This window comes from Klebsiella sp. CN_Kp106 (assembly GCF_040064575.1).
GTDB classification, from domain to species: Bacteria; Pseudomonadota; Gammaproteobacteria; order Enterobacterales; family Enterobacteriaceae; genus Klebsiella; species Klebsiella michiganensis.
In genome coordinates, this window is the sequence record NZ_JBEAIG010000053.1 from 34,178 (window position 1) to 59,191 (window position 25,014).

The window sequence follows — 25,014 nt, forward strand, 5'->3', positions numbered from 1 at the left end:
TATGTCGCTGGCAAAAGCGTCTCTGTGGACCGCGGCGTCCACGCTGGTCAAAATCGGCGCCGGTCTGCTGGTGGTAAAACTGCTGGCCGTGTCGTTCGGCCCGGCTGGCGTGGGGCAGGCGGGTAACTTCCGCCAGCTGGTGACCGTGCTTGGCGTGCTGGCGGGGGCCGGGATATTCAACGGCGTCACGAAGCTGGTGGCGCAGCATCATGACGATCGCCGGCAGTTGAACAACGTCGTTGGCACCGCTTCAGCGATGGTACTCGGTTTCTCCACCCTGCTGGCGCTGATCTTCCTGCTGGCGGCCGCGCCAATAAGCCAGGGGCTATTCGGTCATCAACATTACCAGAATCTGGTACGGCTGGTGGCGCTGGTGCAGATGGGGATTGCCTGGGCGAATTTCCTGTTAGCGCTGATGAAAGGCTTTCGCGATGCGGCGGGTAATGCGCTGTCGCTTATCGCCGGAAGCCTGATTGGCGTGGCGGCGTACTATGCCTGCTACCGTTTTGGCGGCTATCAGGGCGCATTGCTGGGGCTGGCGCTGGTGCCGGCGCTGGTGGTGGTGCCGGCTGCTATCGTACTGTGGCGTCGCGGCAATATTCCGCTAAGCGCGCTGCGCCCGCGCTGGGACAACGGCCTGGCGGGGCAGCTGTCGAAATTTACCCTGATGGCGCTGATTACCTCGGTGACGCTGCCGGTCGCCTACGTGATGATGCGTAACCTGCTGGCGGCCCACTATGGCTGGGACGCGGTGGGGATCTGGCAAGGGGTGAGCAGCATCTCCGACGCCTATTTGCAGTTTATTACCGCGTCATTTAGCGTTTATCTTTTACCAACGCTGTCCCGTCTGACGGCGAAAGCGGATATCACCCGCGAGATTGGCAAATCGTTAAAATTTGTCCTCCCGGCGGTGGCGGCAGCGAGCTTAACGGTGTGGCTGCTGCGTGATTTCGCTATCTGGCTACTTTTTTCCGACCGCTTTACGGCGATGCGCGATCTGTTTGCCTGGCAGCTGGTGGGCGATGTGTTAAAGGTCGGGGCTTATGTTTATGGCTATCTGGTGATCGCCAAAGCCTCGCTGCGTTTTTATATTCTGACGGAAATCAGCCAGTTCACGCTGTTGACCGCATTCTCGCACTGGCTTATCCCGGCGCACGGCGCAATCGGCGCGGCGCAGGCGTATATGGCTACCTATATTGTTTATTTCGCCCTCTGCAGCGGCGTGTTTTTACTTTGGCGTAAACGGGCATGACAGCACTGATACATGTACTGGGATCGGATATCCCGCACCACAACCAGACCGTGCTGCGGTTCTTTAATGATGAGCTGGCCGTGGATGACGAACAGGCTCGCCTGTTTATGGTTGTCGGTGATGCGACAGAAATTTGCGCCGCTTATCCCGCACTCTCCATTCGCTGCTATCCGGGGAAAAAGTCGCTGGCAAAGGCGGTTATCGCGCTGGCAAAGGCGAACCGGCAGCAGCGCTTTTTCTTTCACGGCCAGTTTAATACCGGCCTGTGGCTGGCGTTGCTCAGCGGCGGGATCCGCCCGGCGCAGTTTAACTGGCATATCTGGGGAGCGGATCTGTACGAGAACTCCTCCAGCCTGAAGTTTCGCCTGTTTTATCCCCTGCGGCGCCTGGCGCAGGGCCGGGTAGGTCGTGTGTTTGCGACCCGGGGCGATCTGAGTTGGTTCGCCGCTCGCCATTCTGGCGTAGCGGGAGAGCTGCTTTACTTTCCGACCCGCATGGATCCGGCGCTGAATTCGCTCGCCGATAGCGCGCCGCGCGGCGACACGCTGACTATCCTGGTGGGTAATTCCGGCGACCGTAGCAACGAGCATATCGCGGCGCTGCGTGCGATTCGCCAGCAGTTTGGCGATACGGTTAACGTTGTCGTGCCGATGGGTTATCCGGCAAATAATGGCGACTACATCAACGAAGTCCGCGCGGCCGGCGCGGCGCTGTTCAGCCCGCAGCATTTCCAGGTATTGAGCGACAAGCTGGCGTTTGATGACTACCTTGCCCTGCTCCGCCGCTGCGATCTTGGCTACTTCCTGTTTGCCCGCCAGCAGGGTATCGGCACGCTGTGCCTGCTGATTCAGGCGGGGATCCCCTGCGTGCTGAACCGGGAGAACCCCTTCTGGCAGGATATGTCGGAGCAGCATATTCCGGTACTCTTTACCAGCGATGCGCTGGACGTGAGCGTTGTGCGTGAAGCGCAGCGCCAGCTGGCCGGCGTGGATAAAAATCAAATCGCCTTCTTCCGGCCGAATTACCTGACGGGCTGGCGACGAGCGTTGCGAATTGCTGCGGGGGTGGACGCATGACATTAATGCAATTTAGCGGGCTGCTGCTGGTCTGGCTGCTGTCGACGCTATTTATCGCCACCGCCACGTACTTTGAATTTCGTCGCGTACGCTTCAACTTCAACGTCTTTTTCTCGCTGCTGTATCTGCTGACGTTTTTCTTTGGCTTCCCGCTGACCAGTATTCTGGTGTTCCGCTTTGACGTCGCGGTCGCCCCGCCGGAAATTCTGCTGCAAACCCTGCTGGTTTCCGTCTGCTTTTATGCGGTTTATTACGTGACTTATAAAACGCGGCTACGGTCGGCGACGCACGGTCATCCGCATCGTCCGCTGTTTACGATGAATCGCGTAGAGACCCACCTCACCTGGGGCATTTTGCTGGGGCTGGCGCTGCTTTGCGTCGGCATCTTCTTTGCGCATAACGGCTTCCTGTTATTCAAGCTCAACTCCTATAGCCAGATCTTCTCCAGCGAAGTCTCCGGCGTGGCGCTAAAGCGCTTCTTCTACTTTTTCATCCCGGCAATGCTGGTGGTCTATTTTCTGCGTCAGGATTATAAAGCGTGGATATTCTTCCTTGTCAGCACCGTCGCCTTTGGCCTGCTGACCTACGCCATCGTTGGCGGCACCCGGGCGAATATCATTATCGCGTTTGCCATCTTCCTGTTTATCGGCATCATTCGCGGCTGGATTAGCCTGTGGATGCTGGCGGCGGCGGGCGTGCTGGGCATCGTCGGTATGTTCTGGCTGGCCCTGAAGCGCTATGGCATGAACGTCAGCGGCGATGAGGCGTTTTATACTTTCCTCTATCTGACCCGCGACACCTTCTCGCCGTGGGAGAATCTGGCCCTGCTGCTGCAAAATTACGACAAGATTGAGTTCCAGGGGCTGGCGCCAATCATCCGGGATTTTTACGTCTTTATCCCCAGCTGGTTGTGGCACGGTCGTCCGACAATGGTGCTCAATACCGCGAACTATTTCACCTGGGAAGTATTGAATAATCATTCTGGTCTGGCGATTTCGCCGACCCTGATTGGCTCGCTGGTGGTGATGGGCGGCGTCTGGTTCGTCCCGCTGGGCGCGGTGGCGGTTGGGCTGATTATTAAATGGTTTGACTGGCTGTACGAGCTTGGCAACCGGGAAACGAACCGCTATAAAGCGGCGATTCTGCACAGTTTCTGTTTTGGCGCTATCTTCAACATGATCGTGCTGGCGCGTGAAGGGCTGGATTCATTTGGCTCTCGCGTGGTTTTTTTCCTCGTTATCTTTGGGATCTGCCTGCTGGCGGCAAAACTGCTGTACTGGTTCCTGGATAGCGTGGGGCTGATTCACCGGCGGGCCAAACCGCTGACGCAACCTCAAGTCTGATAAGGGTGTACATGACTGAGACCACATCCGCGCCGTTGTACCTGCTGAGAGGGCTACAACTCATTGGTTGGCGCGATATGCAACACGCTCTGGATTATCTGTACGCCGATGGTGAGATCCGCACGGGAACGCTGGTGGCGATTAATGCAGAGAAGATGCTGGCGGTAGAAGACAGCCCCGAGGTCCGGGCGCTGATTGAAGCGGCAGAATTCAAATACGCTGATGGCATCAGCGTAGTACGTTCATTACGTAAAAAATACCCTCAGGCTCAGGTCTCGCGCGTCGCCGGAGCCGATTTATGGGAAGCCCTGATGGCGCGCGCAGGCGCTCAGGGAACGCCGGTATTTCTGATCGGCGGCAAGCCCGAGGTGCTGGCGCAGACGGAGCAGCAGCTTCGCCAGCGCTGGAACGTGAATATCGTTGGAAGCCAGGATGGCTATTTTGCCGCTGACCAGCGTCAGGCGCTATTTGAGCGTATCCGCGATAGCGGGGCGAAGATCGTCACGGTGGCGATGGGCTCGCCGCGTCAGGAGATCCTGATGCGCGACTGTCGGGACGTTTATCCGCAGGCGCTGTATATGGGCGTGGGCGGCACCTACGATGTTTTTACCGGCCACGTTCAGCGGGCGCCGAAGTTCTGGCAGGACCTGGGTCTGGAGTGGTTCTATCGCCTGGTTTCGCAGCCGAGCCGCATAAAAAGGCAGGCGCGCCTGCTGCGCTATTTACGCTGGCATTACACCAATAAGCTGTGACATTCCACTGCAAGCGGGCGGGTTTACCTGGGTATTCTGTGTAATGTCTTCACTCGCCTGATACTTTATTTGCCATTTCCCTCAAATTCATTAACCATTCGCATGCTTAAAACGCGACGGTCAGTTTACCGTCGCGCAGGCAGGGCTATTCATTCAATAAAAATAACCGGCATAGACACATCCCTGTTGGGATGCGCTTAAACCCGGAGCAGGGCAAACACAAGAGGCTATATGACTGAGAAAAAAGCGGAACTTCAGCGGGGACTGGAGGCGCGGCACATTGAGCTAATCGCTCTTGGTGGGACAATTGGCGTCGGGTTATTTATGGGCGCGGCCAGTACGCTGAAGTGGGCCGGACCTTCAGTTCTGCTGGCGTATATTATCGCCGGGCTCTTTGTCTTCTTCATCATGCGTTCGATGGGCGAAATGCTGTTCCTCGAACCGGTAACCGGATCGTTCGCCGTTTACGCACACCGCTATATGAGCCCATTTTTCGGCTATCTCACCGCCTGGTCCTACTGGTTTATGTGGATGGCGGTCGGGATATCGGAGATTACGGCTATCGGGGTTTATGTGCAGTTCTGGTTCCCGGATATGGCGCAGTGGATACCGGCGCTGATTGCCGTCGGGCTGGTGGCGCTGGCGAACCTCGCGGCGGTACGGCTGTACGGCGAAATTGAATTCTGGTTTGCCATGATTAAGGTCACCACCATTATTGTGATGATCGTGGTGGGGCTGGGCGTTATTTTCTTTGGCTTTGGCAACGGCGGGCACGCCATTGGCTTTGGCAATCTGACCGAGCACGGTGGCTTCTTCGCCGGCGGCTGGAAGGGCTTCCTGACGGCGCTGTGCATCGTGGTCGCGTCTTATCAGGGCGTCGAGCTTATCGGGATTACCGCCGGTGAAGCGAAGAACCCGCAGGTTACGCTGCGTAGCGCGGTTGGCAAGGTACTGTGGCGAATCCTGATTTTCTATGTAGGGGCGATTTTTGTGATCGTCACTATTTTCCCGTGGGATCAAATTGGCTCCAACGGCAGTCCGTTCGTACTGACCTTTGCCAAAATCGGCATCACCGCGGCGGCGGGCATTATTAACTTTGTGGTGCTCACGGCGGCGCTTTCCGGCTGTAACAGCGGTATGTACAGCTGCGGCCGCATGCTCTACGCGCTGGCAAAAAACCGTCAGCTGCCCGCGGCCATCGCCAAAGTCTCGCGCAACGGCGTGCCGTCAGCGGGCGTGGCGCTGTCGATCCTGATTCTGCTGGTCGGCTCGTGCCTGAACTACATTATCCCTAATCCACAGCGAGTTTTCGTCTACGTTTACAGCGCCAGCGTGCTGCCGGGGATGGTGCCGTGGTTTGTGATTCTGATTAGCCAGCTGCGTTTTCGTCTCGTGCATAAAGAAGCGATGGCCAGCCATCCGTTTCGCTCGCTGCTGTTCCCGTGGGCGAACTATTTGACCATGGCGTTCCTGATTTGCGTGCTGATAGGGATGGGATTTAACGACGATACGCGTATGTCGCTCTTTGTCGGAATGATTTTCCTCGCCGCCGTGACGCTTATTTATAAGGTATTTGGCCTTGGCCGACGCGGAAATGTTGATAATGTGGCGCAATAAGCAACAAAACGCACAAAGCATGAGCAAACAATAATTTTCTTTAAAAAGGCACTAGACAGCGGGGTAGGAAGTCCGTATTATCCGACCCCGCAACGGCGCTAAGCGCCCGTAGCTCAGCTGGATAGAGCGCTGCCCTCCGGAGGCAGAGGTCTCAGGTTCGAATCCTGTCGGGCGCACCATTTACCCGGTGCTGGAGCTGCGGTGGTTTCAATACCGCGTAAAAGATTTGCAGTGGTGGCTATAGCTCAGTTGGTAGAGCCCTGGATTGTGATTCCAGTTGTCGTGGGTTCGAATCCCATTAGCCACCCCATTATTTAGAAAGTTGTGATATTGCGAAGGTGGCGGAATTGGTAGACGCGCTAGCTTCAGGTGTTAGTGTTCTTACGGACGTGGGGGTTCAAGTCCCCCCCCTCGCACCACGACTTTATAAAGAATTGAACTAAAAATTCAAAAAAGCAGTACATCGGCGAGTAGCGCAGCTTGGTAGCGCAACTGGTTTGGGACCAGTGGGTCGGAGGTTCGAATCCTCTCTCGCCGACCAATTTTGAACCCCGCTTCGGCGGGGTTTTTTGTTTTCCGCTTTTGCAAAAACGTTCCTATCTCCCTGATATCGCAAAAAATATCTCGCTAATCATCATGCGATTTATTGTCCAGAATAGTCCCAATTCCTTGTGCGGATAGATGCATTTTCTACCGATCCTGTGCGATAATAAACGGGTAGATGCTCATTCCATCTCTTATGTTCGCCTTAGTGCCTCATAAACTCAGGAATGATGCAGAGCCGTTTTACGGTGCTTATCGTCCACTGACAGATGTCGCATTTTATATGCTAAATCATTCATGATGTGTCGAGACGGCCAGCACGGGAATCCCCCGGAGCTTACAAAGGTAAGTGACTGGGGTGAGCGTGTGCAGCCAACGAAGAGACAGCGTGAAGGATGAAGCATATAGCCTCATCAAACACCATGGACACTACGTTGAGTGAAGCACCCAATTTGTTGTCAAACAGACCTGTTTTAACGCCTGCCCTGGTTTCAGAGCAGGCGTTTTTTTCTTTTCAGGGATAGAGAAACGCTCAGGCGGGAAGAGAAGAGATTCTCGCCCCCGATGGAGGCGAGAAGGGCATTACTGCTGCGGGTTGTTTTGCAGGGTTAACAGCAGGCCGTCGCGACGCATCGTCGCCGCTTCTTCCGGCTGATGCAGGCGATCAAGTGTATCGGCCAGCCACGCGTAGTCAAACGCATCCGGGCGCTGCTTGAGCGCTGCGCGGAACGCGATGCTGGCTTCCTGCCACTCGCCGTGACGCATGAGCGATTGCCCCAGCGTACTCCACAGCAGCGGACGGTCGCCGACCGTTTTGATCTGCTGGCGCAGCACCTTTTCCAGCTGTTCCGGATTATTCGTTTTCAGCCGCGGGATCGGCATCACCAGACGATCGTCGTAGTGCTTTTTCAGACCTTCGATAATAATCTGCTGCGCGGTATCATGGTCGTCGCTTTCGATAAGGCGATTAGCCATTGCCACCTGTAGCGCCACCTGGCTGCGGGTTTTTCGGTTCTGGCTTTTCCACCAGTCGCGCAGACCTTCGCTGCCGCCATCGGCCAGCGTTTTATCCATCAGGCCAATCCACGCCAGCTGTTCCAGTTCGGCACGGTGCTCCTCATCGCTGACGTTGGCTTTCGCCATTGATGGAAGAATATCCAGCAGCGAATTCCAGGCGCCGGTACGAATGTAGGCCTGCTCGGCGAGGCGCAGGACCTCCGGATGACGCGGCGTGATCTCCAGCAGCTTGTCGATGCCGTGGCGGGCGGCGTGGTTTTCATTACGCGCCAGCTGCAGGCGTACGCGGGTGATTTCGACAGGTATCAGGTCGTCGCCGGCGAGCTCTGTCGCGCGCTCCAGATGCTGGTTGGCGCGGGCTTCATCGCCACGCTGCTGGGCGGCTTCTGCCGCCAGCAGGTAGTTCACAACGGGCTGCTCAGCGTGATCGGCATTTTTCGCCATCAGCTTCTCAACCTGCTGATAATCGCCCTCCGCCAGCTTCAGCAGCGCCTGCTCGGTTTGCTTACGCGCGCGGCGACGCTTGCGGCCCACGAACCAGCCGCGGGTATGCGCGCCGGTGCGGAAAATGCGCCGCAGCAGCCACTCAATGGCAAACAGCACCACCATGGTGAGGATCATGATGATCGCTAACCCGGTGACGCTGGTTTCAATGTTGTAATTATCGGTCTGGATCAGGACGTAGCCCTGATGACCCGCGATCATCGGACCGACCACGATCCCGGCAAGCAGCAGCGCGAAGAGTAAGAGAATTTTCAACATGCGTTACTCTCCTTGTGGCGCAGGCGTTGGCGCGTGGGCAGCAGGTGCCGGCGCGGGAGCCGGGGCGCTGGCCTGGGTTTCAGCCGGCTGCGCCATCAGATTACGTACCCGCGTTTGCATCAGTTTCTCAAGCAGCGCCTGGCTCTGCAGGCTCTCCGGTACGTTCATGGTGATGCTTTGCTGGCTGAGCTTATCCACGTCCTCAAGGAAGGCTTTGGTGGTGGCATCTTCAGTGTCGTAGTAAGCACGAACCCACGTCGAGACGTTATCCAGAGCCTGTTTGTAGGTTTCTTCCTGATGACGCGGAACCGCCTGCGCCGCGACCAGCAGACGGGAGCGGATGTTTTCGCGCAGATAAACGTCCTGGTTTGGCGCCAGCAGCGGCACGGCGGTCTCATCGCGGCGGCGAACGGTAATAAAGCTGTCCATAAAGTTCTGCCAGCTTTTTTGCAGGTTTACCCGCCACTCGCTAATGGAGCTGGATAGCTCATCGCTATCGGAATCCATCGGGGTGTCATCGTCGTTGTTGTCCGCCAGGCGTAAATTATCGATCTGGTTGGCGAGCTGGTTCACTTTCAGAATGATGCCGTCGTAGTCGACCTGACTCACGGCGGAAAGCGAAGCAATATCGTCGGTAATGGCGCGACGGGCGGAAATCAGGCTCGGATCGTTCATATTGGCGAGGCTGGCATCAGCGCTTTTCAGCAGCGCGGCGGCGGTCGTCACGTCCTGATCGCTCCACAGCTTACGTCCGGCCAGTTTTACGAGGAAATCAGCCTGCGCGAGCAGCCAGGTTTTTGCATCGCTGCCGGAAATGACCGCGACCTTCTCCTGCACTTCTTCCAGCTTCTTCGCCAGAGAATCCTGCTGACGCTGCGCTTCCGTCAGCTGATCGGCCTGCTGCTTGATGATGCCTTCAAGCTCGCTTTTTTGGCTCTCCTGCGCTTTTTGCAGCGCGGCGATCTGGCTGGATAGCCCGGCGCTGGCTTCGCTCTGGCGGGTTGCCTGAGTCTTCGTCAGACCATAAAGGCCTACGCCAGCGGCGAGGGCGATAGCGATAGCTATTGCGCTCAGGGCGAGGCTGGTTTTACTGCCGCCGTTTTTCTTTTCGACATTCTTCTCTGGCTGTGGCGTCGTTTCCACGGCCTCCCTGGTCTCTTCAACCACGGCGGATTGATTCTGTTGTTCCGTCATTATGGCTTCCAATGTTGAGAGTTATTGTAATGCGCGTAGCAGCGCATCGTTGTCGGCGCTATCGGCAACCTGGATATCCTGCCAGCCCAATTCCCTGGCCTGCTCGGCCAGACGTTCACTGACAACGAAAATGCGACAGCTCAGGAGCCAACGTTCGCGATACCACTGTGGTATTAGCGTCCAGAGCTGCTGCAGCATCTCGCCGCTGGTGATGACCAGCGTCGAAACCCCGCGAGACTGCCAGCGCATTGCTTCTTCTGCGCCATCGTAGTGCCTTGCACTACGTTGATAACATTCACAAAAAGTGACATCAGCACCGCGTTCGCGAAGCGTGTCGCCGAGTAATTCCCGCCCGCCGTTGCCGCGCAGGATGAGCGCTTTTTTCCCCGCAATGTTTTGTAATTCAGGTAATTGTAGCAAGACTTCGCTGATTTCCCGATCTAACGGGTAGCGAACTTGTCGATTACTGACCTTATGCAGGGCCAGCGCGGTGGTGCGGCCAATGGCAAAATAGTCGGGCGCCGTGGGCCAGCGCAGCCCCTGCTGCTGGAGGCGAGCGTGGGCAAACTCGACGGCATGCTGAGATAGCGCGAAGAGCAAATCGCCTGCGGCGAGGCTTGCCAGCTGGCCGCCCAGCTCAGGGAGCTGACGGCCCGGGGTAAACTCAATGAGCGGAAAGCTCCAGGCCACGCGTCCCAGCGCGCGCAGGCGGCTGACTAACTCTTCGCCTTGCGGCAGCGGACGGGTAACCAGAATGCTCATTGAGGCGCTTCTCCTGCGTAGACGACGGCGAGAATGTCGCGAGCGCCGTTATCCAGAAGTTCTTCGGCAAGGGCGACGCCCAGCGTTTCGGCATCTTCCGGGCGACCGCGCCGCTCGCCGCGTACCGTGTGTGAGCCATCCGGCGCGCCAACCAGCGCGCGCAGCCATAGCTCACCGTCGATCAGTTCGGCATAGCTGCCGATAGGTACCTGACAGCCGCCTTCAAGCCGGGTGTTCATCGCCCGTTCAGCGCGGACGCGGATGGCCGTTTCCGTATGATTCAGCGGGGCCAGCAGCGTTTTGGTCCATTCGTCGTCAAGGCGACACTCAATGCCGACCGCGCCCTGGCCGACGGCGGGCAGAGATTGCTCCGGGGACAGCGGTTGACGAATACGCGCCTCAAGGTTCAGGCGCTTAAGCCCTGCGGCGGCCAGAATAATGGCGTCGTACTCGCCGCTATCAAGCTTGCCCAGACGCGTGCCAACGTTGCCGCGCAGGGAGCGGATCGTGAGATCCGGCCGCGCGGCGGCCAGCTGACACTGACGGCGTAAACTTGAGGTGCCAACGATGCTGCCGTGGGGGAGTTCATCAATGGAAGCGTAGTGATTCGAGACAAAGGCATCGCGCGGATCTTCGCGTTCACAGATGGTCACCAGCCCCAGCCCTTCGGGAAACTCCACCGGCACGTCCTTCATAGAATGAACGGCAATGTCGGCGCGACCTTCCAGCATGGCCAGCTCTAACTCTTTCACAAAGAGGCCCTTACCGCCCACTTTTGCAAGGGGCGTATCAAGGATCACGTCGCCGCGGGTGACCATAGGCACCAGCTCAACGGAAAGCCCAGGATGACAGGTCTCCAGGCGCTCTTTCACATAATGTGCCTGCCATAGCGCAAGCGGGCTTTGCCGTGTGGCAATTCTCAAAACTTTGTCTAACATGCTTGTTACCGTCATAGTCGACCACTAACCATCCTAACATTGTTGTCTTAGGGATGTTAGTTTTGTGGGGTTAAGGGTCGCGGCCATTTTTTTAGCCTTTCATGCGTTTGCGGGTTGCCGCAAACGTAGTGAAGAATTTACACGTAGTAAAGGGTGCTACACTTGTATGTAGCTCATCTTTCTTTACGGTCAATCAGCAAGGTGTTAGATTGATCACGTTTTAAACCATTTGTCAGTCAGCAGTTCATCACAACCACACCGACGACGAATGGTGACGGTTTTTGTTGAAATACTGAAACTCTCCGTACTATTGTACGTCGGGTTTTTGAACATCAGGCGATATGTCTTGTACCTCTATATTGAGACACTGAAACAGAGACTGGATGCCATCAACCAATTGCGCGTGGATCGCGCCCTTGCTGCCATGGGACCCGCTTTCCAGCAGGTTTACAGTCTACTGCCGACATTACTACATTATCATCATCCGCTGATGCCGGGTTACCTTGACGGTAACGTTCCCCGTGGCATTTGCCTCTACACGCCTGATGAAACCCAACGTCACTATCTTGATGAACTCGAACTCAACCGTGGAATGCTGGCCAAAGAGCCGCCGAAAGGCGAGCTGCCGATCACCGGCCTTTACTCTATGGGCAGTACCTCTTCCGTCGGCCAAAGCTGCTCTTCCGACCTGGATATCTGGGTTTGCCACCAATCATGGCTGGATAGCGAAGAGCGCCAGCTGCTGCAGCGCAAATGTAGCCTGCTCGAGAGCTGGGCCGCGTCGCTGGGCGTTGAGGTCAGCTTCTTCCTGATCGACGAAAACCGCTTCCGCCATAACGAAAGCGGCAGCCTGGGCGGTGAAGACTGCGGCTCAACTCAACACATCCTGCTGCTGGATGAGTTTTACCGTACCGCGGTGCGCCTTGCCGGGAAACGTATTCTGTGGAATATGGTGCCGTGCGATGAAGAAGAGCATTACGACGATTACGTGATGAGCCTCTACGCGCAGGGCGTGCTGACGCCGAACGAATGGCTGGATCTCGGCGGCCTGAGCTCCCTCTCGGCAGAAGAGTACTTTGGCGCCAGCCTGTGGCAGCTGTATAAAAGTATCGACTCGCCCTATAAGGCCGTGCTGAAGACGCTGCTGCTGGAAGCGTACTCCTGGGAGTACCCCAACAACCGTCTGCTGGCGAAAGATATCAAGCAGCGCCTGCATGATGGTGAAATCGTCTCGTTTGGCCTTGACCCTTACTGCATGATGCTGGAGCGCGTCACGCTCTATCTGCAGGCCATCGAAGATGAAACGCGCCTCGATCTGGTGCGTCGATGTTTCTATTTAAAAGTGTGTGAGAAGCTGAGCCGCGAGCGCGCCTGCGTCGGCTGGCGCCGTGAAGTCGTCAGCCACCTGGTGAAAGAGTGGGGCTGGGATGAAAAGCGTCTGATGATGCTCGATAACCGGGCCAACTGGAAGATTGACGAAGTCCGTAAAGCGCACAACGAACTGCTTGATGCGATGATGCAGAGCTATCGCAACCTGATTCGCTTTGCGCGCCGTAATAACCTGAGCGTTTCCGCCAGCCCGCAGGATATTGGCGTGCTGACGCGTAAGCTGTACGCCGCCTTTGAAGCGCTGCCGGGGAAAGTGACCCTGGTAAACCCGCAAATTTCGCCGGATCTGTCTGAGCCGAATCTGACTTTCATCCACGTGCCGCCGGGCCGTGCCAACCGTACCGGCTGGTATGTCTATAACCGCGCGCCGGACATGGAATCGATCATCAGCCATCAGCCGCTGGAATATAACCGTTATCTTAATAAGCTGGTGGCCTGGGCCTGGTTTAACGGCCTGCTGACGTCACGCACACGCCTGTTTATTAAGGGCAACGGGATTGTCGACCTGGCGAAACTGCAGGAGATGGTGGCCGATGTGGCGCATCACTTCCCGCTGCGCCTGCCGTCTCCGACGCCGAAAGCGCTGTATAGCCCCTGCGAAATTCGCCACCTGGCGATTATCGTCAACCTCGAATATGACCCGACGGCGGCCTTCCGCAATCAGGTGGTGCATTTCGACTTCCGCAAGCTGGATGTTTTCAGCTTCGGCGAAGAGCAAAAGTGCCTGATTGGCAGCATCGATCTGCTGTATCGCAACTCGTGGAACGAGGTGCGCACGCTGCACTTTAACGGCGAGCAGGCGATGATCGAAGCGCTGAAAACCATTCTTGGCAAGATGCACCAGGACGCCGCGCCGCCGGATAGCGTGGAAGTTTTCTGCTATAGCCAGCATCTGCGCGGCCTGATCCGCACTCGCGTGCAGCAGCTGGTGTCTGAATGCGTTGAGCTGCGTCTTTCCAGCACCCGCCAGGATACCGGCCGTTTTAAAGCGCTACGCGTTTCCGGGCAGACCTGGGGACTCTTCTTCGAGCGTCTTAACGTCTCGGTACAGAAGCTGGAAAACGCCATCGAATTCTACGGCGCGATTTCGCATAACAAACTGCACGGCCTGTCGGTGCAGGTGGAAACCAACCACGTCAGGCTGCCGCAGGTGGTGGATGGTTTTGCCAGCGAAGGGATTATTCAGTTCTTCTTTGAAGATGCGGATAACGATAACGGATTTAACATCTATATCCTTGATGAGAGCAACCGCGCCGAGGTGTATCACCACTGCGAAGGTAGCAAAGAAGAGCTGGTACGCGACGTCAGCCGCTTCTACTCTTCGTCGCATGACCGCTTTACCTACGGCTCCAGCTTTATCAACTTTAACCTGCCGCAGTTTTATCAAATCGTCGACGTCGACGGCCGCGAACAGGTGATCCCGTTCCGCAGCCAGGTGATTGCCGCGGCGACCCTTGCTGCAGGTGAGGATTCCGCGACATCATCGATGTTGCAGCACTACTCATGACCCGCCGCGTAGACCTGTCATTCGGCGCAGGTAAATTTCCCGGGGGCGCTTCGCTTGCCCGGGCTTCGGGGTGATATGGGTTTTGTCGCCCGGATACGGCGTTAGCCGCAATCCGGGGAACTCGAATCACGCGCGTTTAGCGAAAACTCACCGCTTCACCGGCCTGCGCGGTCGCCGCCTGTTCCAGCAGATCCCAGAAGGTTTCGCCGCTGCGGTCGCATACCCACTCGTCGCCTTTCAGGTCGAAATGGTAGCCGCCTTGTTTTGTCGCCAGCCACACCTGGTGCAGCGGCTCCTGGCGGTTGATAATAATTTTGCTGCCGTTTTCAAAGCTGATAGTCAGCACGCCGCCGTTGATTTCGCAGTCGATATCGCTGTCGCCATCCCAGTCGTCGAGACGCTCTTCGATGGTCATCCACAGGGTATCGGCCAGGCGATGGAATTCACTGTCGTTCATGGTTCTTTCCCGCTTTTTTGATCGTGGCGGCAGTATAGCGCAATCTACGATGACTTCGGCAGATGGCGAAGGCGGATCAGCAGTAGAGACGTCACGATCGCCATCGCCAGCAGCCCGTAACGCGCGCTCAGCATCCGGCTCTGTTGATAATGCTGAAGAAGGCCAGAGAGATCGCCGGGCGCCAGGTTTTGTGTCTGGATAAGCTGATGGAAAGTCCGATCGCTCGTCCAGGGGATAAACGTGAGATGGCCGATGGCCTGTCGGGCGGCCAGGCCCATTGCCGGGTCGTGCTGTACCTGATATTTCATCAGGAAGGTCAACACCGTGAGCATGACGGTACTGATTAACGCCATTCCTAATGCCTGCCCGATATCGCGCGAGGCGGCCTGAACGCCGCCGGACTGTTCGGCGTGCCGATTCCCTGCGCCAGTGGTAACCAGTATCGGGGCATTGGCCGCGATGGTGCCCATCCCCGCGCCGATTAAACAAAGCCCTGACGCCATCAGTACAGGGGTAAACCCCGTTACGTGCAGCGCCGCGGCGGCGACCAGAGCGCCGGCGATTCCCGCCGTCAGCCCCATCTGGCACTGGCGGCGAGGGTTTCGCTGCTGAATAAACAGCGGCAGGCCCAGCGAACAGGCGGCGAGACATATCGCAAAAGGGAGTATCAGCAGCCCTGTTTCCATCGCCGATACGCTTTTAACAATCTGCGCAAAACTCACCACGGTAAAAATAGCCGAACTGTAGGCAAAAAATATCCAACCGGTGAGATAGAGCCCGTGGCGCACCAGGCGGGTTTTCAGGAAAACCGCGGGGAGCAGAGCGTGGCCGGTGGTGGCTTCAAAATGACGTTCCCAGCGCAGCATCATCATCAGCACCATCAGGCCGCAGAGAATAACGAAAGGGGCGGGGCTCAGGCCGAGAACGCTCACTGCCGGGTCGAAGGGCATAACCAGCCCCCAGACCGGGATGCGCAGAATACCGAAAATCGTCAGGAACAGCCCCAGGGTGCCTAACAGAAAGCCCAGGGTATCGAAGGCGATAGCGGCGCGTTTGTTTTCTGATGCCGGGATGATGACGGAGCAGAGCAGGATAAGCAGCGCCAGCAGGCCAAGTGAGGCAAACGCGATGCGCCAGCCGACGTGGTCCAGCAAATATCCGCATACAATTGGACCACAGGCGAATGAAATGCCGCTGGAGGCACCCAGCGCGCCAAAGGCGGCAACCCGTCGTCGCTGCTGATACAGGGCAGAGATCAGGGCAAAAACGGCGGGGATCATCAGGCTACCGCCTATCCCGGCGGTCAGACGCGCGCCCCAGGTAAAGAGCGCGATCGATGGCGAAAAAAAGGCGCAGGCTTCGGCGAGGATAAAAATCAGGCAGCCGATGCGAAACAGCATCCGCCAACCCCAGATACACCCCAGCATTCCGCCTGCCACCATAAACGTGCCCGCAACCAACGGATACATGGTATTCGCTGTACTGACCTGCCCAAGCGTGGCGTGCAGATCGTTCATTAGCGCCTGCGTGGCGATACTTAACGTCACGTTATCGGCGGAAGCCAGAAACTGTGCGCAGCATAAGACAACCAAAGGTAACCAGTTTGTCGGTGTAGGGTTGGTGGTCACAGCGTGTTCCTTTTTGATAGAAACGACAAAACGCGCCCTTCCTCGCGGGAGGGGCGCGTTATTGTTAGTTATCTTTCGAGCTTAACTCAGATTTTCGACTTCTTCGCACGCGGCTCTTCTCCTGCTGCGTCATCAGAACCCCTGGCGCGGACGGGAAGATTGCGCGTCCCGAATAAAAACAGCAGCGTCATGACCGCGGTGGCGACCATCCCCGCTCGCGTGGCTTTCAGGCGGGCGGTTTTATAGACCTGGTTGAGTTCCGTTACATCCTTCTGATTCACGCCCTGGTCCAGCATCAGCGTTGAGAAACCCGTATCGCTGAGATAAGGAATAACGGAAAGATTTGCCACCTTCTGCTGTGTATCCTGGCTTAGCGAAGCGTCGTGGCTGGCCATATCCTGTACCGTCATGGTGACCGCCGTCAGCATCACCATACCGCAAACTGCCACGCCGATTGCCTGGCCGACGTTACGCGAAGTCGCCTGCACGCCGCCGGACTGCTGCGCATCGCGCGCCGGCAGAGCGCTGGTAACAATATAGCTGGAATAGGCGGAAACGATGCCCATACTGATGCCAATCAGACACATCCCTATCGGCACGATCATGCTGAAATCGGACGGGCCGAAGCCGAAGATGCACAACACGGAGCCCAGCGTGCCGATGAGCAGCGCGCTCTGGCACATCCGTTTCGGATTCGCGTTTTTCCAGACGATCGGCAGCCCCAGCGAAAAGACCACGACGCCCAGCGCAAACGGCAGAATGAGCAAGCCGGTTTCAATACCGTTCAGCCCGGCAACCACCTGTACAAAGCTCACGGTCACAAAAATACCGGAACCGTAGGCAAGGAAGATAAACGCCGTCAGATAGAGACCGTTACGCACCTGCGGCGTTGCGAGGAACGACAGCGGGATCAGCGCGCTGCCGGTGGTGGCTTCGCGATGGCGCTCCCACTTCAGCATAATCGCCAGCACGATCAGGCCAAACAGGACGAGGAACGGCGCCGGGCTAAGACCCATGACGGTGAACGGCGCGTTAAACGGCGTAAACAGACCCCAGCTCGAGACTTTCAGGAAGCCGAGGATCACGCTGAACAGGCCGATAACCGTCAGGACGACGCCCGGCAGATCGAACACCACTTTGCGTTCAGGTTTTGCCGGCGTAGGGACGAGGAAAGAGCCGCTGAAGATCACGATGCACAGGCCGGCGATAGCGGCAAACGCGGCGCGCCAGCCGAGGTGGTCAACCAGCAGGCCGCAAATCAGCGGGCCGGCGGCGAAGGAGACGCCGCTAGCTGCGCCGATAGCGCCAAAGGCGATCGCCTGCTGGCGGCCTTTATAGTTACTGGCGATAAGCCCCAGCACCGAAGGGATCATAAAGCTTCCGCCAATACCGGAAAGCAGACGGGCGCCGTAGGTGAAGACCAGCATGTTCGGTGAGAAATAAGCGGTCAGCTCGGCAAGAAACAGCAGCGCGCAGCCGATGCGGAAGGTTTTCTTCCAGCCGACGATAAGTCCGGCCATCCCGGCGGCGACCATCAGAGAGCCCGCGGCCAGCGAATACATCGCGTTGGCGATGCTGATGAGATCCATTGACGCGTGCAGGTCTTTGACCAGCGCGCCGGTAGCGATGCTCAGCGTGGCATTATCGCCGGATGTCGAAAGCTGAGCGAGGCACAGCACCAGCAGCGGCAACCATTTCATCGCCGTATCGGCGGCCGCGTTGCGCGACATGCCGGGAGAGTTAATTACTGAATTTGTCGTCATGATCGTGTTCTGTGGTTAATTTCAGGCAATCTACACATCATCCTTCAAGCTGCCTCTGTGCTGGCTGCCTGCGTTCACCCCGGTCGCTTACTGTAATAAGTGACCGAGGATTCTCTCAGGTGCCGCCTTGATGCAATGTGAATGATTTTGTGCAATAGCTATCCGCCCGACGTCGCCGCCGGGTGGATAATGTTCGCAACAGGATTACTGGATTTGCTGTTTCTTACCGCCCAGCACGGTGCCCCAGACCTTCACATCTTTAAGCTGAACCGGCTCGATGGCCTGCGGATCCTCTTCCAGCACGGTGAAGTCGGCATATTTACCGCATTCGATGCTGCCGATCAGATGGTCCATTTTCATGGTCCATGCCGCGCCGAGGGTCATCGCGTGCAGCGCTTGATCGACGGAGATTTTTTCCGCTTCGCCCAGTACGCGCCCGGATGCCGTCAGGCGGTTCACCGCGCACCAGCCGGTGAACAGTGGGTTGATGGGGGTGATGCCGCAATCGCTGTGGAAGGCGAAAGGAATACCGTGGCGCACCGCGCTGCCGCAGGCGTCCATACGCATTGCGCGCTCCGGGCCCATGGTTTTGCTGTAGTGCTGATCGCCCCAGTAATAGATGTGGTTGCTGAAAAAGTTCACGCCCATACCCATCTCTTTGATGCGTTTGAACTGATCTTCACGCAGCATCTGCGCGTGCTGCATCACCGCGCGGTGGTTCACTGCAGGAATACGATTCAGGGTTTTCTCGACGGCTTTAATGAACGCTTCCGAGGCCTCGTCGCCGTTACAGTGGCAGTGAACCTGGTAGCCGCGGGACATGATGTCGTAGACCTGCTGCTCCACCTCTTCCGGCGTGGCGTTCCACGCGCCGTTGTGGCCATCCAGATAATAGAAGGGCTCCAGCATCCGTCCTGACCCACCCTGGATAGAGCCGTCGAGGAAGATTTTCATCGGGCCGAAGTGCATTTTTTCGTGCCCGTGACGCATGACGTCCGGGGCGAAATCCAGCGCTTCCTGGAAGGGTTTTTTGACGAAAGGAGGACCGTAGGCCACCAGCAGACGAATCGGGAAGTCCTCTTCACGGGTCATGCGGATGTAGTTGGTCATCAGCTCGGGATTGCTGAAATCGGTCAGACCCATATCGGCTGCGCTGGTGCAGCCTGCGCGAAACGCTTCCTGGCCGAAATTGGCGATGGCGATTTCGGTGGTGAGTTCGTCCCAGAAACCATATTTATTCAGGATTGGCCCCATGGCGGCGAACTCCACCAGCTCGCCGTGCAGCGTACCGTCCTGATTTTTCACCACGCCTTCGATCTGGCAGTCGTCAAATATTCCGCAGTCGTGCAGCGCGGCGGTATTGGCGCCCATCAGGTGGATGCTCATATGGATAACCGCGACCGGACGGGTGGTTGAGACGCGGTCCAGATGTTCGCGGCCCAGCTTTTCGCTGCCGAAATAAATGGGATCAACGCCCCATGCGATCAGCGGCGCGTGCGGATCGGTCATCTCACGTTCCACCGCCTGCAGCGCGCTGACGACGTCGTCAAAAGAGCGGCAGCCTTTCCAGACTTTACCGGTATGGTCCGGGCGATCGTAGTAACCCACATAGGGGAATTGCCACATACCGCCGCCGGTGACGTGCGAGTGGGCTTCAATCAGGCCGGGCATTAACACTTTATCGGCAAAGGTCTCGTCCAGCTGGTATTCGCCAAAGCCGGTGAGTTCTTCAAGCGTGCCGGTGCCTAAAATACGGTCGCCGCGCACCGCGACATGGGTGGTCTCCGGGCGGTTCGGGCACATCGTAATGATTTTTTTAGCGGCAAAAATCGTGATTTCTGATGCTGACATAGTAGGCTCAATCATTCAGGGTTCAGAGAGCGATGAAAGGCGTCGCTTTCATCATGAGTATTAATGCGCCTATGCTAATTGTCATATTGGATGTATAACAGGACCAAAAACCCACGATATTAAGGTGCCAATTTGTCGGTTGCTCTGCCTTTTGATTTAACGGGTATAAAGCTGGATGCTGGCAGAAAGCGTAGCGAGCAGCTTTATCGCGCCCTGAGAGAGAAGATGGTGAATACGCCCGGTCTTCACGGGGCTAAACTACCCGCGACGCGTGAGCTGGCGCGGCTGCTGGGGGTTTCTCGCAATACGGTGGTCTCGGTCTACGAGCGTTTATATGCCGATGATTTAATTGAAACCCGACAGGGCGACGGCACCTATATACGTTATCGCGGGCAGGAGGTTGACGAAGGCCCCGACGTCCCTGAAATTCCTGCCTTACGCGTCGACTCGCGCCTGCCGCTGACGGCGCGGTTTAATCGCCATTTTGTGCACGATGGCCCGCCGAAGGCTTTTCGCATCGGCATGCCCGCGATTGACCATTTCCCGTTTGATACCTGGTCGCGCCTGCAAAACCGCTTCTGGCGGCGGCGACCCATTGCGCAAATGGGTTACGGCGTTCCGGCGGGCGATTTACAGCTGCGCGAGCTTATCGCCAGCTATCTGCATACCTCGCGCGGCCTGAAGTGCGATCCGGCTCAGGTGATTATTACCCTTGGCGCACAACAGGCGATAATGCTCTGTTCCGCGCTGCTGCTGCGCGTCGGGCAGGACGTCATTATGGAAAACCCCTGTCACTGGGCGGCGGCGGGCGTATTCTCCTGCCTTGGTTTGAATATTAAAGCGATTAACGTTGATGATGAGGGGCTTCAGACGGCGCAGTTGACGGATTATCCCGACGCCCGGATGGTCTACGTGAGCCCGTCATGCCAGTACCCGACGGGCGCGACGCTCTCGCTATCGCGGCGGATGACGCTGCTGGAGTGGGCCAGAAAGCATCAGGCGTGGATTATGGAGGATGATTACGACGGCGAGTATCGCTATAACGGCACGCCGCTGATGCCGCTCGCCGCGCTGGATAACCGCCATCGGGTGATTTATATCGGTTCGTTTTCCAAAGTGATGTATCCCGCGCTACGCCTGGGCTACATGGTGGTTCCGCAACAGCTGGTGGAACCGCTGAACCTGCTGCGTACGCTATCCACCCGCCAGCCGCCAATGAACGACCAGCAGGTGATGGCGAGCTTTATTTCGGAGGGGCATTTCCAGCCTCATATCCGGCGAATGCGCAGAATTAGTAAAAGCCGTCGCGATCTGCTGCTGGCCGAGTGGAATCAGCATCTGAGCCATATTGGCGTGATGCCGGAAGTGGCCTCGGGGCTACATGCGGCGATTACGCTGGATGATGCTGAAACAGAAACCCGTCTCGTTAGCCAGGCCCAGGCGGCAGGCGTGGAAATTACGCCGCTGAGCGCATTGTGGATCCCCGGTACGCCTGAAAGCCGCCATCATTACGGCGTGGTGCTGGGATTTGCCGGCGTGATGGAAGCGGATATTGTGCAGTCGATACAGGTGCTAAAAAAATGCTGGCAGTGACCCTGCTAAAATGAATACTCAGCGTATATCTACCAACGCGTTTGCGCTGTAACCCTGGTGGAAAGCCGCTTTTCAGATGTCATAAAGCTGCCCTAAACGCTTGCTTTTACGTCTTCTCCTGCGATGATAGAAAACAGAAAGAATGAATTACGGGCTACTATCCATGAAAAACGTTTTCCCAGCGCTTGCCGTTTTATTTGCGGTCCTCAGCCTCACCGGCTGTGGTCTGAAAGGGCCGCTCTATTTCCCGCCAGCGGATAAAACGGCGCCTCCGCCGACTAAACCGGTTGATAGCGGTATCCAGAGCTCTACGCCGGATCGTAACGATCGCGGTGATAGCGGTGGTCCGACCCAGGTGAATTACTGACAGTTCCGCGCTGCTGGAGTAGATGATGCAGTTCTCTAAAATGCATGGCCTTGGCAATGACTTTATGGTTGTTGACGCGGTAACTCAGAATGTTTTTTTCTCACCGGAACTGATTCGTCGTCTGGCGGATCGGCATCTTGGCGTGGGCTTCGATCAGCTGCTGGTGGTTGAGCCGCCCTACGATCCGGAGCTCGACTTCCACTATCGCATCTTCAATGCCGACGGTAGCGAGGTGGCGCAATGCGGCAACGGCGCGCGCTGTTTCGCCCGCTTTGTGCGGCTGAAAGGCCTGACCAATAAACGTGACATCCGCGTCAGTACCTCGAACGGCCGTATGGTATTAAGCGTAACGGAAGACGATCTGGTGCGCGTGAATATGGGTGAGCCAAACTTCGAACCGTCGCAGGTGCCGTTCCGCGCCAACAAAGCGGAAAAGACCTATATCATGCGCGCCGCTGAACAGACAGTATTGTGCGGCGTGGTGTCGATGGGCAACCCGCACTGCGTTATCCAGGTCGATGATGTGGAAACCGCGACGGTGGAAACGCTCGGCCCGGTGATGGAAAACCACGAGCGCTTCCCGGAGCGGGCGAACATCGGCTTTATGCAGGTGGTCAGCCGCTCCCATATTCGCCTGCGCGTGTATGAACGCGGCGCGGGTGAAACGCAGGCCTGCGGCAGCGGCGCCTGCGCGGCGGCGGCAGTCGGTATCCAGCAGGGGTTACTGGGCGAGGAGGTCCGCGTGGAATTACCCGGTGGGCGTCTTGATATCGCCTGGAAAGGTCCGGGCCAACCGCTGTATATGACTGGCCCGGCGGCACATGTCTATGACGGATTTATTCATTTATGAAACAAGTCGGGGAAGAACAGCAGGAACTCGCCAGCGAGCTGAACGATCGCGCAGTGGTGGACTATCTGTTGCAACATCCTGAATTCTTTATTCGTAATGCGGCGCTGGTGGAGCATATGTCGGTGCCGCATCCGGTACGTGGTTCGGTCTCGCTGGTGGAATGGCACATGGCGCGGGCGCGGAACCATATCAACGTGCTGGAAGAGAATATGACGCTGCTGATGGCCCAGGCGACGGCTAACGAAAGCCTGTTTCAGCGCCTGTTTGATCTCCAGACGCGGCTGGCGGCGGCCGATAGCCTTGATGAAATGCTGAACCGCTTTCATCGCTGGGCGCGCGAGCTGGGCCTGGCGGGCGCCACGGTGCGCCTGTTTCCCGACAGCTGGCGGCTCGGCGCGCCCTCCAAATTCACTCATCTGGCGATAAGCCGTCAGGCGTTTGAGCCGATTCGCATTCAGCGTCTTGGGCAACAGCGCCATTATCTTGGCCCATTAAACGGCCCGGAACTGCTGGTGGTGCTGCCGGAAGCAAAAGCCGTGGGTTCGGTGGCGATGTCGCTGCTGGGGGGAGATGAAGCGCCCGGCGTGATGCTGTTCAGCAGTCGCGACCCTCAGCACTATCAGCAAGGTCAGGGAACGCAGCTTTTGCAGGAAATTGCGTCGATGCTCCCGGGGTTGCTGGAGCGCTGGATCGAGCGCGCATGACCGACTCGCCGCTGTTTACGCCCGTAGAACGCTTTTTACGCTATCTCGGCGTGGAGCGTCAGCTGAGCCCGATAACGCTGCTGAACTACCGCCGCCAGCTTGAGACGCTTATCGCGCTGGCGGATAGCGCCGGGCTGAAAAGCTGGCAGCAGTGCGATGCTGCCCAGGTCCGTAGCCTGGCGGTGCGCAGCCGTCGCCAGGGGCTGGGGCCAGCCAGCCTGGCTTTACGTCTCTCCGCCTTACGTAGCTTCTTTGACTGGCTGGTGAGCCAGGGCGAACTGGCCGCGAATCCGGCGAAGGGGATTTCGGCGCCGAAAACACCGCGCCATTTACCAAAAAATATCGACGTCGACGACGTTAACCGACTGCTGGATATCGATCTTAACGATCCGCTGGCGGTACGCGACAGGGCGATGCTGGAAGTGATGTACGGCGCGGGACTGCGTCTCTCGGAGCTGGTGAATCTCGACATTAAGCACCTCGATCTGGAATCCGGCGAGGTGTGGGTGATGGGCAAAGGCAGCAAAGAGCGCCGCCTGCCGATTGGCCGCAACGCGGTGGTGTGGATTGAGCACTGGCTCGACCTGCGCGGCCTGTTCGGCGCTGATGAAGACGCCCTGTTCTTATCAAAGCTGGGTAAGCGAATTTCCGCGCGTAACGTGCAAAAGCGCTTTGCCGAATGGGGCATTAAGCAGGGCCTCAACAGCCACGTGCATCCGCATAAGCTGCGCCACTCTTTCGCGACCCATATGCTGGAGTCGAGCGGCGATCTGCGCGGGGTGCAGGAGCTGCTGGGTCATGCGAATCTGTCCACCACTCAAATTTATACCCATCTTGATTTTCAACACCTTGCGTCGGTGTACGATGCGGCGCATCCGCGCGCCAAACGGGGGAAATAATGCGTTTTTACCGACCTCTGGGCCAGATTTCAGCACTGACATTTGACCTGGACGATACCCTTTATGACAACCGTCCGGTGATTGACCGAACGCTGCATGAGTCGCTGAGCTTTGTGCGCAGCTACCACCCGTCGCTGAGTCAATTTGACGCCAGCGAACTCAACCGGCTGCGCCAGACGCTGCTGGAGTCAGAGCCGGAAATTTACCACGATGTCACCGAGTGGCGCCGCCGCGCGCTGGAGCTGGGGATGATCAACGCCGGGCTTTCTGCGGCGCTGGCGAAAACGGGGGCCGAGGAAGCGATGGCGAACTTCGCCCACTGGCGCAGCCTGATCGATGTCCCGCAGGAAACGCACGATACGCTGGCGCAGCTGGCGGAAAAGTGGCCGCTGGTGGCCATTACCAACGGTAATGCCCAGCCGGAGCTTTTTGGCCTGAGCGACTACTTCCGCTTCGTGCTGCGCGCCGGTCCGGACGGGCGCTCTAAGCCTTTTGCCGATATGTATCATCTCGCAGCCGAGCGGCTGGCGCTGCCGCTGGGGCAGATTCTGCACGTCGGGGACGATCTGACGACCGACGTGGCGGGCTCCATTCGCTGCGGCATGCAGGCCTGTTGGATCAAACCGAAGGGCGCAGACCTGATGCGCACCGCCGACAGCCGCCTGTTACCGCACATCGAAATTTCACGGTTGGCATCTCTGACCTCGCTGATATAATCGTCAGTAGTTCTGTATAAATTAACAGTAGCCC

Annotated in this window: 20 protein-coding genes and 4 tRNA genes; 16 read left to right on the forward strand and 8 right to left on the reverse strand. The window is 57.5% G+C overall.

Translation table 11 applies throughout. From position 1 onward, the window contains the following. Position 1 precedes the first annotated feature (1 nt). The 9 genes from wzxE to ABLU96_RS18175 all read left to right on the forward strand — a co-directional run bounded on the left by wzxE (position 2) and on the right by ABLU96_RS18175 (position 6,581). Positions 2-1,252, forward strand: coding sequence for a lipid III flippase WzxE (wzxE, locus tag ABLU96_RS18135; protein ID WP_014227457.1), 1,251 nt, complete (start codon positions 2-4; stop codon positions 1,250-1,252). After that, positions 1,249-2,328 (forward strand): TDP-N-acetylfucosamine:lipid II N-acetylfucosaminyltransferase, encoded by a 1,080-nt coding sequence (locus tag ABLU96_RS18140; protein WP_064406513.1) that lies wholly within the window; start codon positions 1,249-1,251, stop codon positions 2,326-2,328. The genes wzxE and ABLU96_RS18140 overlap by 4 nt, the downstream gene beginning before the upstream one ends. Continuing rightward, positions 2,325-3,671: an ECA oligosaccharide polymerase gene (gene wzyE / locus ABLU96_RS18145; RefSeq protein WP_014227459.1), complete on the forward strand. Its 1,347-nt coding sequence runs from the start codon at positions 2,325-2,327 to the stop codon at positions 3,669-3,671. The genes ABLU96_RS18140 and wzyE overlap by 4 nt, the downstream gene beginning before the upstream one ends. An 11-nt stretch (positions 3,672-3,682) precedes the next feature. Then, a complete protein-coding gene (wecG, locus tag ABLU96_RS18150; protein ID WP_049102520.1) occupies positions 3,683-4,423 on the forward strand; it encodes a lipopolysaccharide N-acetylmannosaminouronosyltransferase in 741 nt (246 codons plus the stop codon). Positions 4,424-4,654: 231 nt separating this feature from the next. Further along, positions 4,655-6,040 (forward strand): amino acid permease, encoded by a 1,386-nt coding sequence (locus ABLU96_RS18155; protein WP_014227461.1) that lies wholly within the window; start codon positions 4,655-4,657, stop codon positions 6,038-6,040. A 102-nt stretch (positions 6,041-6,142) separates the two neighbouring features. Next, positions 6,143-6,219, forward strand: a tRNA-Arg gene (locus ABLU96_RS18160). 55 nt (positions 6,220-6,274) lie between these two features. Continuing rightward, positions 6,275-6,350: transfer RNA gene (locus ABLU96_RS18165), tRNA-His, on the forward strand. A gap of 22 nt (positions 6,351-6,372) precedes the next feature. Beyond that, positions 6,373-6,459: transfer RNA gene (locus ABLU96_RS18170), tRNA-Leu, on the forward strand. Positions 6,460-6,504: 45 nt separating this feature from the next. Continuing rightward, positions 6,505-6,581, forward strand: a tRNA-Pro gene (locus ABLU96_RS18175). Between the two features lie 584 nt (positions 6,582-7,165). Here ABLU96_RS18175 and hemY read toward each other — a convergent pair. Genes hemY through hemC form a run of 4 tightly spaced genes read right to left on the reverse strand, consistent with a single transcriptional unit; the run spans position 7,166 to position 11,256 of the window. Further along, positions 7,166-8,362 (reverse strand): protoheme IX biogenesis protein HemY, encoded by a 1,197-nt coding sequence (gene hemY, locus ABLU96_RS18180; protein WP_048263613.1) that lies wholly within the window; start codon positions 8,360-8,362, stop codon positions 7,166-7,168. Positions 8,363-8,365: 3 nt separating this feature from the next. Next, positions 8,366-9,556, reverse strand: coding sequence for a uroporphyrinogen-III C-methyltransferase (gene hemX, locus ABLU96_RS18185; RefSeq protein WP_233933192.1), 1,191 nt, complete (start codon positions 9,554-9,556; stop codon positions 8,366-8,368). A 21-nt stretch (positions 9,557-9,577) separates the two neighbouring features. Beyond that, positions 9,578-10,318 (reverse strand): uroporphyrinogen-III synthase, encoded by a 741-nt coding sequence (hemD, locus tag ABLU96_RS18190; protein ID WP_004097542.1) that lies wholly within the window; start codon positions 10,316-10,318, stop codon positions 9,578-9,580. Further along, complete coding sequence (gene hemC / locus ABLU96_RS18195) at positions 10,315-11,256, reverse strand: hydroxymethylbilane synthase (RefSeq protein ID WP_048263611.1); 942 nt, start codon at positions 11,254-11,256, stop codon at positions 10,315-10,317. Before hemC ends, hemD begins: the two co-directional genes overlap by 4 nt. Before the next feature lie 346 nt (positions 11,257-11,602). On the opposite strand from hemC, the gene cyaA reads away from it, so the two are divergent. Next, positions 11,603-14,152 carry a class I adenylate cyclase gene (gene cyaA / locus ABLU96_RS18200; protein ID WP_009651720.1) on the forward strand — a complete coding sequence of 850 codons (2,550 nt, stop codon included), beginning with the start codon at positions 11,603-11,605 and terminating at the stop codon, positions 14,150-14,152. Positions 14,153-14,288: 136 nt separating this feature from the next. Here the strand turns inward: cyaA and cyaY are convergent, their stop codons facing one another. From cyaY to ABLU96_RS18220, 4 genes are all read right to left on the reverse strand, one after another. Continuing rightward, on the reverse strand, positions 14,289-14,609 hold the full coding sequence (cyaY, locus tag ABLU96_RS18205; protein ID WP_004097546.1) for an iron donor protein CyaY: 321 nt from the start codon (positions 14,607-14,609) through the stop codon (positions 14,289-14,291). Positions 14,610-14,653: 44 nt separating this feature from the next. Continuing rightward, the gene (locus ABLU96_RS18210) at positions 14,654-16,237 is read right to left on the reverse strand and encodes an MFS transporter (RefSeq protein WP_064406511.1); all 1,584 of its coding nucleotides are present in this window, start codon (positions 16,235-16,237) and stop codon (positions 14,654-14,656) included. An 86-nt stretch (positions 16,238-16,323) separates the two neighbouring features. Beyond that, complete coding sequence (locus tag ABLU96_RS18215) at positions 16,324-18,000, reverse strand: MFS transporter (RefSeq protein WP_064406508.1); 1,677 nt, start codon at positions 17,998-18,000, stop codon at positions 16,324-16,326. 204 nt (positions 18,001-18,204) lie between these two features. Continuing rightward, positions 18,205-19,851 carry an amidohydrolase gene (locus ABLU96_RS18220; RefSeq protein ID WP_025108406.1) on the reverse strand — a complete coding sequence of 549 codons (1,647 nt, stop codon included), beginning with the start codon at positions 19,849-19,851 and terminating at the stop codon, positions 18,205-18,207. A gap of 132 nt (positions 19,852-19,983) precedes the next feature. Here ABLU96_RS18220 and ABLU96_RS18225 point away from each other — a divergent pair, with 132 nt between their 5' ends. The 6 genes from ABLU96_RS18225 (at position 19,984) to yigB (ending at position 24,980) form a co-directional block, all read left to right on the forward strand. Then, positions 19,984-21,444: a PLP-dependent aminotransferase family protein gene (locus ABLU96_RS18225; protein ID WP_025108405.1), complete on the forward strand. Its 1,461-nt coding sequence runs from the start codon at positions 19,984-19,986 to the stop codon at positions 21,442-21,444. A 163-nt stretch (positions 21,445-21,607) separates the two neighbouring features. Next, a complete protein-coding gene (locus tag ABLU96_RS18230) occupies positions 21,608-21,811 on the forward strand; it encodes a lipoprotein (protein WP_009651708.1) in 204 nt (67 codons plus the stop codon). A 25-nt stretch (positions 21,812-21,836) separates the two neighbouring features. Then, positions 21,837-22,661 carry a diaminopimelate epimerase gene (gene dapF / locus ABLU96_RS18235; RefSeq protein WP_004127458.1) on the forward strand — a complete coding sequence of 275 codons (825 nt, stop codon included), beginning with the start codon at positions 21,837-21,839 and terminating at the stop codon, positions 22,659-22,661. Further along, a complete protein-coding gene (locus ABLU96_RS18240) occupies positions 22,658-23,365 on the forward strand; it encodes a DUF484 domain-containing protein (RefSeq protein WP_025108404.1) in 708 nt (235 codons plus the stop codon). Before dapF ends, ABLU96_RS18240 begins: the two co-directional genes overlap by 4 nt. Beyond that, complete coding sequence (gene xerC, locus ABLU96_RS18245; protein ID WP_009651718.1) at positions 23,362-24,264, forward strand: tyrosine recombinase XerC; 903 nt, start codon at positions 23,362-23,364, stop codon at positions 24,262-24,264. Before ABLU96_RS18240 ends, xerC begins: the two co-directional genes overlap by 4 nt. After that, positions 24,264-24,980: a 5-amino-6-(5-phospho-D-ribitylamino)uracil phosphatase YigB gene (gene yigB, locus ABLU96_RS18250; protein ID WP_064406505.1), complete on the forward strand. Its 717-nt coding sequence runs from the start codon at positions 24,264-24,266 to the stop codon at positions 24,978-24,980. The genes xerC and yigB overlap by 1 nt, the downstream gene beginning before the upstream one ends. The last annotated feature ends 34 nt before the right edge of the window (positions 24,981-25,014 follow it).

Coding starts and splice junctions, on each gene's coding strand:
- wzxE (WP_014227457.1), top strand. CDS start 2: ATGTCGCTGGCAAAAGCGTCTCTGTGGACCGCGGCGTCCACGCTGGTC.
- ABLU96_RS18140 (WP_064406513.1), top strand. CDS start 1,249: ATGACAGCACTGATACATGTACTGGGATCGGATATCCCGCACCACAAC.
- wzyE (WP_014227459.1), top strand. CDS start 2,325: ATGACATTAATGCAATTTAGCGGGCTGCTGCTGGTCTGGCTGCTGTCG.
- wecG (WP_049102520.1), top strand. CDS start 3,683: ATGACTGAGACCACATCCGCGCCGTTGTACCTGCTGAGAGGGCTACAA.
- ABLU96_RS18155 (WP_014227461.1), top strand. CDS start 4,655: ATGACTGAGAAAAAAGCGGAACTTCAGCGGGGACTGGAGGCGCGGCAC.
- hemY (WP_048263613.1), bottom strand. CDS start 8,362: ATGTTGAAAATTCTCTTACTCTTCGCGCTGCTGCTTGCCGGGATCGTG.
- hemX (WP_233933192.1), bottom strand. CDS start 9,556: ATGACGGAACAACAGAATCAATCCGCCGTGGTTGAAGAGACCAGGGAG.
- hemD (WP_004097542.1), bottom strand. CDS start 10,318: ATGAGCATTCTGGTTACCCGTCCGCTGCCGCAAGGCGAAGAGTTAGTC.
- hemC (WP_048263611.1), bottom strand. CDS start 11,256: ATGTTAGACAAAGTTTTGAGAATTGCCACACGGCAAAGCCCGCTTGCG.
- cyaY (WP_004097546.1), bottom strand. CDS start 14,609: ATGAACGACAGTGAATTCCATCGCCTGGCCGATACCCTGTGGATGACC.
- ABLU96_RS18215 (WP_064406508.1), bottom strand. CDS start 18,000: ATGACGACAAATTCAGTAATTAACTCTCCCGGCATGTCGCGCAACGCG.
- ABLU96_RS18220 (WP_025108406.1), bottom strand. CDS start 19,851: ATGTCAGCATCAGAAATCACGATTTTTGCCGCTAAAAAAATCATTACG.
- ABLU96_RS18230 (WP_009651708.1), top strand. CDS start 21,608: ATGAAAAACGTTTTCCCAGCGCTTGCCGTTTTATTTGCGGTCCTCAGC.
- dapF (WP_004127458.1), top strand. CDS start 21,837: ATGCAGTTCTCTAAAATGCATGGCCTTGGCAATGACTTTATGGTTGTT.
- ABLU96_RS18240 (WP_025108404.1), top strand. CDS start 22,658: ATGAAACAAGTCGGGGAAGAACAGCAGGAACTCGCCAGCGAGCTGAAC.
- xerC (WP_009651718.1), top strand. CDS start 23,362: ATGACCGACTCGCCGCTGTTTACGCCCGTAGAACGCTTTTTACGCTAT.
- yigB (WP_064406505.1), top strand. CDS start 24,264: ATGCGTTTTTACCGACCTCTGGGCCAGATTTCAGCACTGACATTTGAC.